13 protein-coding genes are annotated in these 12,822 nt (G+C 66.3%); 4 read left to right on the top strand and 9 right to left on the bottom strand.

The features are described 5' to 3' along the window. Positions 1-9 precede the first annotated feature (9 nt). Positions 10-1,563, top strand: coding sequence for an AMP-binding protein (locus tag ABIB58_RS01045; RefSeq protein WP_354038673.1), 1,554 nt, complete (start codon positions 10-12; stop codon positions 1,561-1,563). Here the strand turns inward: ABIB58_RS01045 and ygiD are convergent, their stop codons facing one another. From ygiD to ABIB58_RS01025, 4 genes are all read right to left on the bottom strand, one after another. Beyond that, on the bottom strand, positions 1,564-2,322 hold the full coding sequence (ygiD, locus tag ABIB58_RS01040) for a 4,5-DOPA-extradiol-dioxygenase (protein WP_354038671.1): 759 nt from the start codon (positions 2,320-2,322) through the stop codon (positions 1,564-1,566). Positions 2,323-2,326: 4 nt separating this feature from the next. Then, the gene (gene wrbA / locus ABIB58_RS01035; protein WP_055805062.1) at positions 2,327-2,929 is read right to left on the bottom strand and encodes an NAD(P)H:quinone oxidoreductase; all 603 of its coding nucleotides are present in this window, start codon (positions 2,927-2,929) and stop codon (positions 2,327-2,329) included. A 98-nt stretch (positions 2,930-3,027) separates the two neighbouring features. Beyond that, complete coding sequence (locus tag ABIB58_RS01030) at positions 3,028-3,486, bottom strand: hypothetical protein (protein ID WP_354038668.1); 459 nt, start codon at positions 3,484-3,486, stop codon at positions 3,028-3,030. Then, the gene (locus ABIB58_RS01025) at positions 3,462-4,319 is read right to left on the bottom strand and encodes a D-alanyl-D-alanine carboxypeptidase family protein (RefSeq protein WP_354038666.1); all 858 of its coding nucleotides are present in this window, start codon (positions 4,317-4,319) and stop codon (positions 3,462-3,464) included. Before ABIB58_RS01025 ends, ABIB58_RS01030 begins: the two co-directional genes overlap by 25 nt. A gap of 105 nt (positions 4,320-4,424) precedes the next feature. On the opposite strand from ABIB58_RS01025, the gene ABIB58_RS01020 reads away from it, so the two are divergent. The 3 genes from ABIB58_RS01020 to ABIB58_RS01010 are packed head-to-tail and all read left to right on the top strand — an operon-like array spanning position 4,425 to position 7,244. Further along, positions 4,425-5,786, top strand: coding sequence for an MFS transporter (locus tag ABIB58_RS01020; RefSeq protein WP_354038664.1), 1,362 nt, complete (start codon positions 4,425-4,427; stop codon positions 5,784-5,786). After that, complete coding sequence (gene mazG / locus ABIB58_RS01015) at positions 5,783-6,577, top strand: nucleoside triphosphate pyrophosphohydrolase (RefSeq protein WP_354038662.1); 795 nt, start codon at positions 5,783-5,785, stop codon at positions 6,575-6,577. The genes ABIB58_RS01020 and mazG overlap by 4 nt, the downstream gene beginning before the upstream one ends. Positions 6,578-6,587: 10 nt before the next feature. After that, positions 6,588-7,244, top strand: coding sequence for an HAD family hydrolase (locus ABIB58_RS01010; RefSeq protein WP_045810779.1), 657 nt, complete (start codon positions 6,588-6,590; stop codon positions 7,242-7,244). A gap of 3 nt (positions 7,245-7,247) precedes the next feature. Here ABIB58_RS01010 and ABIB58_RS01005 read toward each other — a convergent pair whose 3' ends face one another. The 5 genes from ABIB58_RS01005 to ntrX form a co-directional block, all read right to left on the bottom strand. After that, positions 7,248-8,885 carry a Na+/H+ antiporter gene (locus ABIB58_RS01005; RefSeq protein ID WP_045810778.1) on the bottom strand — a complete coding sequence of 546 codons (1,638 nt, stop codon included), beginning with the start codon at positions 8,883-8,885 and terminating at the stop codon, positions 7,248-7,250. 6 nt (positions 8,886-8,891) lie between these two features. After that, positions 8,892-10,205 (bottom strand): GTPase HflX, encoded by a 1,314-nt coding sequence (gene hflX, locus ABIB58_RS01000; RefSeq protein WP_039243657.1) that lies wholly within the window; start codon positions 10,203-10,205, stop codon positions 8,892-8,894. Then, entirely contained in the window at positions 10,206-10,451 is a 246-nt protein-coding gene (hfq, locus tag ABIB58_RS00995) for an RNA chaperone Hfq (protein ID WP_003164861.1), read from the bottom strand. It lies immediately after the preceding gene. A gap of 101 nt (positions 10,452-10,552) precedes the next feature. Continuing rightward, positions 10,553-11,413, bottom strand: a complete 861-nt coding sequence (locus tag ABIB58_RS00990; protein ID WP_354038656.1) for a D-amino-acid transaminase — start codon at positions 11,411-11,413, stop codon at positions 10,553-10,555. Then, on the bottom strand, positions 11,413-12,819 hold the full coding sequence (gene ntrX / locus ABIB58_RS00985) for a nitrogen assimilation response regulator NtrX (RefSeq protein ID WP_354038654.1): 1,407 nt from the start codon (positions 12,817-12,819) through the stop codon (positions 11,413-11,415). The genes ABIB58_RS00990 and ntrX overlap by 1 nt, the downstream gene beginning before the upstream one ends. Between the last annotated feature and the right edge of the window lie 3 nt (positions 12,820-12,822).

Genomic DNA, 12,822 nt, shown 5'->3' with positions numbered 1-12,822 from the left:
GAGACGCGCTTGCGCCAGACCCTGGATCCCTCGCTTTACGACTCGACCCTGATCGACGCCCTGATCGATGCGCGGTCGCGGTTCGGCGACAAGGAAATCCTGGAGGATCAAGACCGGCATCCGCTGACCTACACCGGCCTGATCCGCGCCGCCTTCGTGCTGGGGCGCAAGATCGCCAACATGACCGACAAAGGCGAGCGTGTCGCCATCCTGCTGCCGTCGTCCATGGGCGTCGTCGTCACCTTCTTTGGTCTGCACGCCCACGGTCGTGTGCCGGTGATGCTGAACTTCACCGCCGGCGAAGCCAATCTGAAGGCGGCCATCAAGGCTTCGGGCGTCAAGAAGGTGCTGACCGCCAAACGCTTCATCGACCAGGCCAAGCTGGACGACCTGATCGTCGAACTGAAGACGGTGGCCGAGGTCGTCTGGCTGGACGACGTGCGCAAGACCATCGGCCTGGCCGACAAGCTCTATGGCCTCGCCGCCGGCGCGGCGCCCAAGCGCTTCCGCGTGAAGACGGACCCCGACGCGCCAGGCGTCGTCCTGTTCACCTCCGGCAGCTTCGGAACGCCCAAGGGCGTGGTGCTGAGCCAGAAGAACCTCGTCGCCAATGCGCGTCAGGTGGCGGCTCACATCGACCTGCTGCCCGAATGGGTGATGTTCAATCCCCTGCCGACGTTCCACTGTTTCGGCCTTACGGGCGGGGTCATCCTGCCGCTGCTCCAAGGGTTGAAGGCCTTCCAGTATCCTTCGCCGCTGCACGCCAAACAGATCACCGACCTGCTGCCCCAGGTGAACGCCTCGATCCTGTTCGCGACCGACACCTTCCTGAACCAGTACGGCCGCGTCGCGGAACCGAACGACTTCTCGACGCTGAAGTTCGTCGTCGCCGGCGCCGAGAAGGTGCGCGAGGAAACCCGCACCCTGTTCAACACCAAGTTCGGCGGCGTCGAACTTCTGGAAGGCTATGGCGCGACCGAGGCCTCGCCTGTCATCGCCGTCAACCATCCCGACCGCAACACGCCCGGAACGGTCGGCCAGGTGCTGCCTGGCATCGACTGGAAGCTGGAACCGGTCGAGGGCATCGACGCGGGCGGGCGACTGATGCTGCGCGGTCCCAATGTCATGAGCGGCTATGTCACCTCGGCCGAGCCTCTGACGTGGGATCCGATCGGCGACGACTGGCTGGACACGGGCGACATCGTCGATGTGACCGACGACGGCTATGTCACCATCCGCGGCCGCGCCAAGCGCTTCGCCAAGATCGGCGGCGAGATGGTGTCCCTGACCGCCGTCGAAGGGATCGCCGGCGCCGTCTGGCCGGACCGGCGCCACGCCGTGGTGTCGATCCCGGACAGCCGCAAGGGCGAGAAACTGGTGCTCGTCACTGATCACGTAGGGGCTGAGGTCGCTCCCCTGGCTGAATGGGCGCGAACCAACGGTGCGCCCGAACTGATCGTGCCGAAAAAGATCGTCAAGGTCGCCGAGGTCCCCGTCCTGGGCACCGGCAAGACGGACTATGTGTCGATCCAGAAGATGGTCGAGGCCGAGAAGGCGGCCTGATCAGCCGATCCGGACGCCCGTCATAGAGATCGAGCCGCCGTCGATGCGGTCGTTGAAGAAGCTGACCGCCTCGCCCGGCTCCTGCTGGGCGGCGATATAAAGCACCGGCAGGAAATGTTCGTCGGTCGGCACGCTCAGTTGCGCGTCCTCGTCCAGACCCACCCAGTCGATCAGCGCCTCATGGTCGCCCCGTTCGAACGCCGTCTTGACCGCCTCGTTGAAGCCGGTCGCCCAAGCGTAGGGTTCGGCGCCGTCCTCACGCTTCCAGGTCCGCAGATTGTGGACGAAATCGCCCGAGCCGGCGATGACGATCCCCTCGTCGCGCAGCGGCTTCAGCGCCTTGGCCAGGTCGTAATGCTGGCGCGCCGTCAGCTCGCGGTTCAGCGACAGCTGCACCACCGGCACGTCCGCCTCGGGCCACACATGGCACAGCACCGACCAGGTCCCGTGATCCAGGCCCCACGCTTGCGTCTGGATGGCCCCGGTCAGCGCCGACACCCGCGCCGCCAAGGCGGGTGACCCGGGCGCCGGATACTGCATCTGGTGAAGTTCGCGCGGGAAGTTGCCGAAGTCATGGATGGTCTCGGGCTTCTCCTGCGCGGTGACGCCCAGCCCGCGCGTCTCCCAGTGGGCGGAGATCATCACCACCCCCTTGGGCTTGCCGATCGCTTCGCCCAGCGCACGCCAAGCGGCCCCATAGGGACCGCCAAGCGCATTCATGGGCGAACCGTGGCCGAAGAAGACGGCGGGCTGGCGCATCGGATCAGCCGTGCAGCTTCTTGGCCAGCTCGGCGATATGCTTGCCCTGGAACCGGGCGCCGTCCAGCTCGACATCGCTGGGCTGACGCGAGCCGTCGCCGCCCGTGATCGTCGATGCGCCATAGGGCGAACCGCCGTGGATGGCGTCCAGCGTCATCTGTCCCTGGAAGGAATAGGGCAGACCCACGACCGGCATGCCGTGGTGCATGAAGAAGTTGTGCAGGCCCTGGAAGGTCGTCTCCTGACCGCCGTGCTGTGTCGCCGTCGCGGTAAAGGCCCCGCCCACCTTGCCGATCAGGGCGCCCGAGAACCACAGGCCGCCGGCCTGATCCAGGAAGGCACGCATCTGCGACGCGGCCGAACCGAAGCGTGTGCCGGCGCCGATGATGATGGCGTCGTAGTCCTTCAGATCGTCGATCTTGGCGATCGGCGCCTTCTGATCCAGCTTGTAGTGCGAGGCCTTGGCCAGCTCTTCCGGCACGGTTTCCGGCACGCGCTTGATGTCCACAACGGCGCCTTCGACCTCGCGCGCGCCTTCAGCGACCGCCTCGGCCATGGTTTCCAGGTGACCGTAGGTCGAATGATAGAGGACAAGGACTTTCGGCATCGGGGAGGCTCCATTGAATGACAAAGGTCGTCATTCGCAACAACGACCGTTGCTAACTTGGCGCGCAGGTGGCGCTTTCGCAAGTCCCAGACATCAAATCACGTCTCAAACGGGCAGACGGTGTCGTAAAATGTCTTGTCGCCCGGCGTGGGGCGACCGCGACGACAGTGGAAACGATGCTCCATCACCATCGCCTGCTGTTCGATGTTCAACGCGGCCCACCGGCAGGTCGGTTCCACACGATAGGCATAGGATGCGGGGGTGTCGCCAGCCTTCAGCTTTGCGAACAGCAGATTGACGCCCTGCTGGGCCTGCCAGACGTGCGTCAGTTCGTGAATCAGCACGCCCTGCATTCGCTCGGACGCCAAAGTGAAGTCTGCGACGAGCTGCGCTTGCGGCCACACGATCCAGTCTCGCCCGAACCAGCGCCCGCCGACAAAGGCGCGGCGGAACGGCCAGCCGATCAGTCGGACAGACGCCAGATTGATCGCTGCGCCGAACGCCTCTCGCGCGAGCGATTTCTCAACTTCGGTCAGGGCGCGAACGAAGGATCCCAAGGCTTCACATACTCCCAGTGCCAAGGCTCATAGACATAGGGCACAAAGCCGAAACGCCCAGCGTTCGTCACCAGCCATCGATACGTCGCCGACCGCGCCATATATTCGCGGCTGGCCGGAGTGGTGGAATCGACGCCCAGACCGGGCGCCTGGCCGACATACAGATCGACCGCCGTGCCCGTCCGATGCGGCGAACAGACGGCGCGGCGCAGGCCGTCGCAGTTGCCCTGCTGCGCACAGCGCGCCGCGTCCGCCTCGGGATCGCGGAAGCCGGAGAAGATCTGCAGCAGTTCAGGATCGGCGCTTACCTCAGGAACCTCGGCCCGCGCGGCCGCGACCAGCCGGCGATAGGCGTCCAGCACGTCCCGGCGCAGCAAGCGTGTCAGACGGTCGGCATGTTCCTCGGACGCGACCAGATAGCCGAGCTGATTGATCGGCGGCGGCTCGGGACAGGCTCCGCCGACGCGCGCCATCACGAACGGCCGCCGCTCCTGCCAAAGGCCGCGAAACACCTGGAATGTCGCCGCATCGAACAGGCCGGTCGGCGCCAGGCCGTGCGTCTGCTGGAAACCCGCCAGTTGCGACGCGAAGATCGGCGTGCCGGGTCCGCACGTCGTATGCAGTTCGTGCTGGATCAGCGGCAGATAGGCCTGCCACCCCCACTCCGCCGCTCCGAACGGCGCCCATTCCATGCCGTAGGCCGATTCAGCGTTCGCCAGTCCCTGCGCCCGCCAACCGTCGGCGTTGGTGTGGCAGGGCCCGGCCGCCCGCGCGCCGCCGGCGAACGTCAGAACGCAGCAAACGGACAGGAACGCAAAAAGGCTTCGCCACATGTCCCACAGGAAGCCCCAAGCCGGTCGATCTCACAAGTGCATGCGTCACCGATCGCTGGCATGGTGACGCGCGGCCGACTCGCGCCGCGCCTTCCGGACCGACGCATGTCCACCGCCGCGCCGACCGCGCCCCGCCGTTCCAACGCCGTGCTTGCGGCCTTTTCCGGGCCGTGCCTGCCTCTGGCGGCCTTCGGCGTCGCCCTGCCCGTCACCCTGCCGGAATTCTACGCCACCCATGTGGGTTTGGAGCTGGGAGTCGTGGCGGCCGTCTTCATGGCCGTGCGCCTGATCGACATCGTCTTCGACCCCTTCATCGGCTGGGGCATGGACAAGACCAAGACGCGGTTCGGTCGCTACCGTCCGTGGATGGCCATTTCGACGCCGATTCTGATGCTGTCAGCCTTCATGATGTTCGTCGTGGTCCAGCCGGGCGCGGGACCGGCCTATCTGTTTGGCTGGCTGCTGGTCCTCTATCTCGGCTTTTCGATCGGCACCCTGGGCCAACTCGGCTGGGCCGCCGTGCTTGCCCCGCAGTATGACCAGCGCAGCCGCGTCTATGGCTGGTGGCAGGTGTTCAACATCATCGGCGTGATCCTGATCCTGGTGCTGCCGACCGTGGTGGTTCAGACCGGCATCGGGAACTATGCCGACGGCGTGCGCATCATGGGCTGGGCCATTCTGATCGCCCTGCCCGTCACCATCGGCCTGGCCATGGTCGCCGTGCCGGAGCCCGTGAACGCGGGCGACCAGCCGCACGGCGGCGCCGGCGCCTATCTGGCCCTGCTGAAGATGCCGACGGTCCGGAAGCTCTTGATCGCCGACCTGCTGCTGGGCGTCGCGCCGGGCATCACGGGTTCGCTGCTGTTCTTCTTCTTCGGACAGATCAAGGGCTACGACCACAGCCAGGCCGGCCTGTTCATGCTGTTCTATTTCGTCGCCGGTCTGTGCGGCGCGCCGATCTGGGCCTGGCTGGCCACACGAATCGGCAAGGACAAGGCCCTGGCCGTCGCCAGCCTGATCTTCGCGGCCCTGTATATCGCCGCCACCCTGGTTCCCGGCGGCAACTTCATGCTGACGGCGGGCGCCATGTTCATCGCCGGCCTGCCCTATGCGGCCGGCCTGTTCCTGCTGCGCGCCATGATGGCGGACGCCGGTGACGAGGTGCGGCTGGAGACGGGCGTGGATCGCACCGGACTGATGTTCTCCATCCTGTCCGCGACGACCAAGATCGGCCATGTGGTCGCGCTGATCCCCTATCTGATCCTGCAGGGCGTGGGCTTCAAGGCGGTGCCAGGACCGACGGGCAACAGCGATTTTTCCCTGCTGACGCTCCAGATCCTGTTCATTCTGGTCCCCGGCCTGTTGCTGGCCGCCGCCGCCTGGGTGCTGAAGGGCTATCCCCTGACGCCGAAGCGGCACGATGAAATCCGCCTCGCCCTGGAAGCTCGCGACGGAGCCCGCCGTTGAGACCGATCGACCGCTTGCTCGGCGTTATGGAGCGGTTGCGCGATCCCGACGGCGGCTGCCCCTGGGACGTGGAGCAGACCTTCGCCACCATCGCCCCCTACACGATCGAGGAGGCCTACGAGGTCGCCGACGCCATCGAGCGCAACGATCTGGTCGAGCTGAAGGGCGAACTGGGCGACCTGCTGTTTCAGGTGGTCTTCCATGCCCGCATGGCCGAGGAACAAGGGCTGTTCGCCTTCGACGACGTGGTCACGGCCATCGCCGACAAGCTGGAGCGCCGCCACCCCCACGTCTTCGGTGACGAGGCCCAGCGCTCCTCGAAGGAACAGACCATCGCCTGGGAAGCCATAAAGGCCGCCGAGCGCAAGGACCGCAAAAAGCCCGGCGTCCTGGATGATGTGCCGGTCGGCCTGCCCGCCCTGACCCGCGCCGCCAAACTGACCAAGCGGGCCGGCCGCGTGGGCTTCGACTGGCCCTCCACCGACGAGGTCTTCGACAAGCTGGCCGAAGAGGTCGAGGAATTGCGCGTCGAGATCGCCGCCGGCGACAAGGCCAAGGCGCGCGAAGAGCTGGGCGACCTCCTGTTCGTCGTCGCCAACCTGGCGCGCAAGCTGGACGTCGAGCCCGAAGACGCCCTGCGCGCCGCCAACGCCAAGTTCGTGCGTCGCTTCGGCTTCATCGAGGCGGCGCTGGCCAAGGACGGCCGCACACCCGACCAATCGGACCTGGCCGAGATGGATCGCCTCTGGGACGCCGCAAAGGTCGCGGAAAAGGCCGCGCCTCAAGCCTGAGCGATCCCGCGTGACCTACGACCTGATCATATTCGACTACGACGGCGTGGTCGCCGACAGCGAGGTGCTGAACAGCACTGTCATGGCCGAGCAACTGACCGCCATCGGCCTGCCGACCTCGCTCGACGACGTCTTGGCCGCCTATACCGGCAAGCGCTGGCGCGACAATCGGCCGGTCGTCGAGGCAGCCTTAGGTCGTGCCTGCCCTGACGACTTCCACACGACATGGTTTGCGACCTGTCGCCAGCGCGCGCCGCAGCAACTTGAACCCGTGCCCGGTCTGCTGGACTTCGTCGCCGCCCGCCGCGAGCCCCGCTGCATCGCCTCGTCCAGCGGCCCCGACTGGATCGGCGTCGGCCTGAACCTGTTCGGCCTGACGGATCATTTCGACGGCGCAGTCTTCACCGGCCTGGTGGTCGAGCGCGGCAAGCCCCACCCGGACATCTTCCTGCACGCCGCCCAGACGATGGGCGTCGATCCGGCGCGCGTCCTGGTGATCGAAGACAGCGAGGCGGGCGTCACCGCAGGCGTCGCGGCCGGGATGACGGTCGTGGGGCTGACGGCGGGCGGCCATGTTCGCGACGGCCATGCCGAACGCCTGACGGCGCGCGGCGCCCACTTTATCGCCGACAGCTATGCGGCCGTCTCCGCCTTCATGGATCGCTGAGCATCAGAGGTAGCGCAGTTCCTGTAGATCGACGTCACGGAACAGCTTCTTGGCCGTCACCTCGTCCAGCTGACGCGCCCTCATCAATCGGCGCAGTTCCTCGCGTTCTGCGGCCAGCCCGGCAAGCCAGAGACGACGCTCGATGTCGTCCATCTTGCGTGTCAGGGCGGCGTCTTCCTCGTCGGTGCGGGTGTGGGTCTCGATCCGCTGGCGATAAGTTTCCATGATCCGCCCGGCGATGTCGGAATAGAGGTCGGGGTTGGACTTGCCCTCCGCCATGGCGTGCGAGGCGTCCTCGATGGCGCGGATGGCGGCCGAGGCGGCGGCGACCCGGCCGCGATCCTCTTCCTGCTCATGCGACGGCTCCGGCGGCAGTTCGACGTTCTTCAGCAACCGGGGCAAGGCGAAGGTCGCCAGCACCAGCGACACCACGATCACGCCCGCCGCCAAGAAGATCGCCAGGTTCCGCGACGGCATCGGCGACCCGTCTCCCAAAGCGAACGGCAGGGTCAGGATACCCGCCAGAGTGATCGCGCCGCGGACACCTGCCAGAGACATTACCATGGTCAGCCGCAAACCGACCTTGGCCGGCGGCCCGCGATGGCGGCGGCGAAACAGGGTCAGCTTCAGCGATGTCCACACCCAGACGAACCGCAGCGCCGCCAGCGTGGCGACGATGCCGAACACATAGACCGCCAGCCACCAGACCTCGGGCCGGCTGGTGCCCGCCACCACCTCGGCCGCCCGCGACATGATCGAGGGCATCTGTTCGCCCAGGATCACGAAGATGATGCCGTTGGCCACGAACTGAACCGTGTCCCACACGACGCTGCGCCGGACTCGCGTCATCGCCATCGACTGGCCGGCGATGCCGCCGCGTTCGGTGAAACTGATCGTCACCCCGGCCGCCACTGCCGCCAGGATGCCGGACGCATGCAGTTCTTCCGCCACCAGATAGGCCGCAAACGGGATCAGCAGGCTGATAAGAATCTGCGCGCCCACGTCCTCGCCCCAGCGTCGGCTGACGAAGCTCTTGGCGTAGCTGATGGCCATGGTGACCAGAACGCCGACGGCGACCCCGACCAGGGCCAGCCAGGCGAACGTCCCAACCGCATGGCCGATCGAAAACGCTCCCGTCGTCGCGGCGGCGACCGCGATCCGCATGCAGGTCAGGCCCGTCGCATCGTTCAATAGCGACTCGCCTTCCAGAATGTGCATCAGGCGCTTTGGGATGGGCGCCCGCGCCGCAATCGCCTGAACCGCGATGGGATCGGTCGGCGACAGGATGGCGGCCAGGGCGAAGGCCACCGGCAGCGGCATCTCCGGGATCATCCACCAGATCAGGAAACCCAGACCGACGACGGTGAACAGCACCAACCCCAGCGCCAGCTCGAGGATGACCGCGCGGTCGCGAAACAGGTCTTCCTTGGGAATTCGCCAGCCGTCCAGAAACAGCAGCGGCGGCAGGAACAGCAGAAAGAAGATGTCCGGCTCAAGATCGACCGTCTTGCCCGTGATCAGCACGATGGCCGCGCCCAGCCCGATCTGAACCAGAGGCAAGGCGATGCGCGTGATCCGCGCGATCGAACCCGACACCACCACGGCCAACAGCAGAAGCAGGACGGTTTCGATCAGATGCATGAAAACTCAGTCGGTCAGGTCGGGATACAGGCGCTCGAATCGCCCGAGCGCCGCAGGATGCAGCCGCACCGTGACGTGAGTACGGCCAAGCTCGTCCGCATCGCGCGCCGTGACCCGCCCATGCTCGTACAGCCACGCCAGGGCGTCGCCCTGATGCGGCTCCAGCGTCAGCTGGGTCTCGGGATCATCGTCGATCAGGCCGGCGATGATCTGGCGCAGAGGCTCGATCCCCTCGCCCGTCCAGGCTGAGACGGCGACCGCCTCACCGTCCTTCGCCAGACGTTCGGCCTGACCCAGCACGGTCTCGCGCGCTTCGTCGTCTAGCAGGTCGATCTTGTTCCAGACTTCCAGCACCCGCCGCGTCTTGCCCTCTGGCGTCTCGATCTGTTTCAGCACGGCCTCGACGTCCTTGGCCTGGGCGGCGCTGTCGGGCGAGGCGATGTCGCGGACGTGCAGGATCAGATCGGCCTCGCCGACCTCCTCCAGCGTGGCGCGGAAGCTCTCGACCAGTTCGTGAGGCAGGTCAGAGATGAAGCCGACGGTGTCCGCTACGATGGCCGGTCGCCCTTGCGGCAGCCGGATTGTGCGTTGGGTGGTGTCCAGGGTGGCGAACAGCAGGTCTTTGGCGAAGACCTCCGACCCCGTCAGCCGGTTGAACAGCGTCGACTTGCCGGCGTTGGTGTAGCCCACCAGGGCGATGGTCGGGAACGGCGCCTTCTGACGCTGCTTGCGGTGCAGGCCGCGCGTGCGTCGCACCTCTTCCAACTCGGACTTCAGCCTCACGATCCGGTCGGCGATCAGACGCCGGTCCAGCTCGATCTGGGTTTCGCCGGGCCCGCCGGTCGAGCCGGTGCCGCCACGTTGCCGCTCAAGGTGAGTCCAGGTGCGCACCAGACGCGACCGCTCATAATCCAGCCGCGCCAGCTCGACCTGAAGCCGCCCCTCCTTGGTCCGCGCGCGACGCCCGAAGATTTCCAGGATCAGGCCGGTGCGGTCGATGACCTTAACCTCCCACGCCTTTTCCAGATTGCGCTGCTGCACCGGCGTCAGGGCGTCGTCGATGATGACGGCTTCGGCGTCCGCGGCGCGCACAAGCGCGGCCAGTTCCTCGACCTTGCCCGTGCCGAACAGGGTCGCAGGCGTGGTGCTGCGCAGCCGCACAATCTCTTCGGCGCGCACGTCGAGGTCCAGCGCGCGGGCTAGGCCCGCCGCCTCCTCAAGCCGTTCGCTCGCCAGCCGGGGACTGTCCGAGCGTCGGTCGGGGTGAATGACGACCGCCCGGATCAGCGGGACGGTGTGGTCGATCAGTTTTTGGGTCAATCAGTCTTCTTCGGCGTCGGGCTCGTACAGCTGCACGGGCGCGGACGGCATGATGGTTGAGATGGCGTGTTTGTACACCAGCTGGGACTGGCCATCGCGGCGCAGCAGGACACAGAAGTTGTCGAACCAGGTCACGATGCCCTGCAACTTGACTCCGTTGACTAGGAAGATGGTCAGCGGCGTCTTGGTCTTGCGAACCGAGTTGAGGAAGGTGTCCTGAAGGTTCTGACGTTTGTCTTGCGACATGGCAGGTTGTTCCTGTTCTTCGTTGTTTGTCGCCGTGGGAGCGGCGGGGCCGATGCAGCCAAGGGTGACCTTAACCGCCGCCCGGCCGCTCGGGCAACGCCCTAAATGGCCCCTTGACGCGCCTGTTCAAGATAGAGTTCCCGCAGGCGGGTCGCGACGGGGCCGGGCTGGCCGTCGCCGATCTTCACGCCGTCCAGCGAAACCAGCGGCATCACGAAGGCGCTGGCGGCGGTGACGAACACCTCCCGCGCCCGTTTCGCTTCATCGACCGAGAAGGCGCGTTCTTCCAGTTCGACACCCTCGGCGGCGGCGAGGTCGAGGATCGCGGCGCGGGTCACGCCCCGCAGGATATTGGCCTGGATGTCCCGTGTTCTCAGCTTGCCGTACTCATCCACGATCCACGCATTGGTCGATGCGCCTTCGGTGATCAGCCCCATGTCGTCGTACATCAGGCACTCATAGGCGCCGCGCTCGCGCGCCGCCTGTTTGGCCAGCACATTCGGCAGAAGGCCGACGGTCTTGATGTCGCAACGTCCCCAGCGAATATCGGGCTGGGTGACGCCGGCGGCTCCTTTTTGCGCCAGACGCTGGTTTCGCGCCGGATCGATCGACTTGGCGGTCACGACCACGCTGGGCGCGACATCGACGGGAAAGCCATGATCGCGCGGCGCCGTGCCGCGTGTGACCTGCAGATAGACCATGCCGTGACGTACGCGATTTCGCCGCACGGTCTCGCGCAGAACGACGCCCAAGGCGCCGGCGCTCATCGGAATGTCGATCTTCAGTTCGCTCAAACTGCGGTGAAGGCGGCTCATGTGACCTTCGAAATCGGCCAGCCGCCCGTCGAAGACGGACCAGACCTCATAGACGCCGTCTGCGAACTGGAAACCGCGATCCTCAATATGGACCACGGCCTCGCCATGCGCGCTGTAGGCGCCATTCACATAGGCGACGCGCGACATCAGGCCGGCTCGTCCTCGTCGCCGCCGCGCGCGGGCGACACGCCCAGCGACTTCAGCTTCCTGTGCAGGGCCGATCGCTCCATGCCGATGAAGGCGGCGGTGCGCGAGATATTGCCGCCGAACCGCATGATCTGCGCCGCCAGATACTCCCGCTCGAAGACCTCGCGCGCCTCGCGCAGCGGGAGGGCGATGGTGCGCTCGCCGCCCAGGTTCGCCGTCCCGCCGTTAGATGTCGCCACCTCCTGCGGCAGCATGTCGGCGGTGATCGTCTCGGCCGGATCGCCGGTCGCCAGGATCAGCAACCGCTCGATATTGTTTCGCAGCTGGCGGATGTTTCCGGGCCACGGATGAACCTGCAGCACCGCCACCGCGTCGTCGCCGACGATGCGTTTGGGCAGACCTTGAGAGGCGCTGATCGTGTCGACGAAATATTCGACCAGTTCGGCGATGTCCTCGCGCCGTTCCGACAGCGGCGGGACACGGATCGGCACCACGTTCAGACGGTGGAACAGGTCTTCGCGGAAACGTCCCTCTGCGATCTCGGCCTTCAGATCGCGCGATGTCGAGGTCACGACACGCACATCGACCTGAACATCCTGCTCTCCACCGACCCGACGGAAACGCTGATCGACCAAGACGCGCAGAAGACGGCTCTGGCTCTCGCGCGGCATGTCGCTGATTTCGTCCAGATATAGTGTGCCGTTGTGGGCGCGTTCGAACACGCCGATCTTGCGCGGTCGGCCGTCCTGACCCTCTTCGCCGAACAGTTCGACGTCCAGACGCTCGGGCGTCATGCCTGCGGCCGAAATCGCGACGAACTCGGCGCGGGCGCGCGGGCTGGCTTCGTGGATCTGGCGCGCCACCAGCTCCTTGCCCGAGCCGGCCGGTCCGGCGATCAGGACCCGGCTGTTGGCCTGGGCCACCTTGGCGATGGTGCTGCGCAAGGCCTGCGCGGCCTGTGATCGGCCAATCAGACCCGACGGCGTCATGGTGGCCGCGCGCAGCCGGCGGTTCTCGCGCTTCAGCGTCGCCGCCTCGATGGCGCGTTCGACCACGACGACCAGCCGATCCGACTTGAACGGCTTTTCGATGAAGTCATAGGCGCCGCGCTTCAGCGCCGTCACCGCCGTCTCGATATTGCCGTGACCGGAGATCATCACGACCGGCAGGTCAGGGTCCAGTTCCTTGACGACCTCCAGCAGCTCCAGCCCGTCCAGTCCCCCGCCCTGCATCCAGATATCCAAGATCGCCAGCGAGGGTTTCCTGGCCCGGATCGCGGCCAAGGCCTCGTCGGAATTGGCGGCGACGCGCACGGCATGGCCTTCGTCCTCCAGCAGGCCGGACACCAGGTCGCGGATGTCGGCCTCGTCGTCGACGACGAGAATGTCGGAACCGGTTGGTCGCATCTT

This window comes from Brevundimonas sp. UYEF29 (assembly GCF_040546195.1).
GTDB lineage: Bacteria > Pseudomonadota > Alphaproteobacteria > Caulobacterales > Caulobacteraceae > Brevundimonas > Brevundimonas huaxiensis.
Note: the sequence above shows the minus strand (reverse complement) of the source record. Positions and strands in the feature narration are given on the sequence as shown.

Bases quoted from the DNA above. Each gene is read 5' to 3' on its own strand.
- ABIB58_RS01020 (WP_354038664.1), top strand. From the start codon at position 4,425: ATGTCCACCGCCGCGCCGACCGCGCCCCGCCGTTCCAACGCCGTGCTT.
- wrbA (WP_055805062.1), bottom strand. From the start codon at position 2,929: ATGCCGAAAGTCCTTGTCCTCTATCATTCGACCTACGGTCACCTGGAA.
- ABIB58_RS00990 (WP_354038656.1), bottom strand. From the start codon at position 11,413: ATGTCGCGCGTCGCCTATGTGAATGGCGCCTACAGCGCGCATGGCGAG.
- ntrX (WP_354038654.1), bottom strand. From the start codon at position 12,819: ATGCGACCAACCGGTTCCGACATTCTCGTCGTCGACGACGAGGCCGAC.
- ABIB58_RS01025 (WP_354038666.1), bottom strand. From the start codon at position 4,319: ATGTGGCGAAGCCTTTTTGCGTTCCTGTCCGTTTGCTGCGTTCTGACG.
- ABIB58_RS01005 (WP_045810778.1), bottom strand. From the start codon at position 8,885: ATGCATCTGATCGAAACCGTCCTGCTTCTGCTGTTGGCCGTGGTGGTG.
- ygiD (WP_354038671.1), bottom strand. From the start codon at position 2,322: ATGCGCCAGCCCGCCGTCTTCTTCGGCCACGGTTCGCCCATGAATGCG.
- hfq (WP_003164861.1), bottom strand. From the start codon at position 10,451: ATGTCGCAAGACAAACGTCAGAACCTTCAGGACACCTTCCTCAACTCG.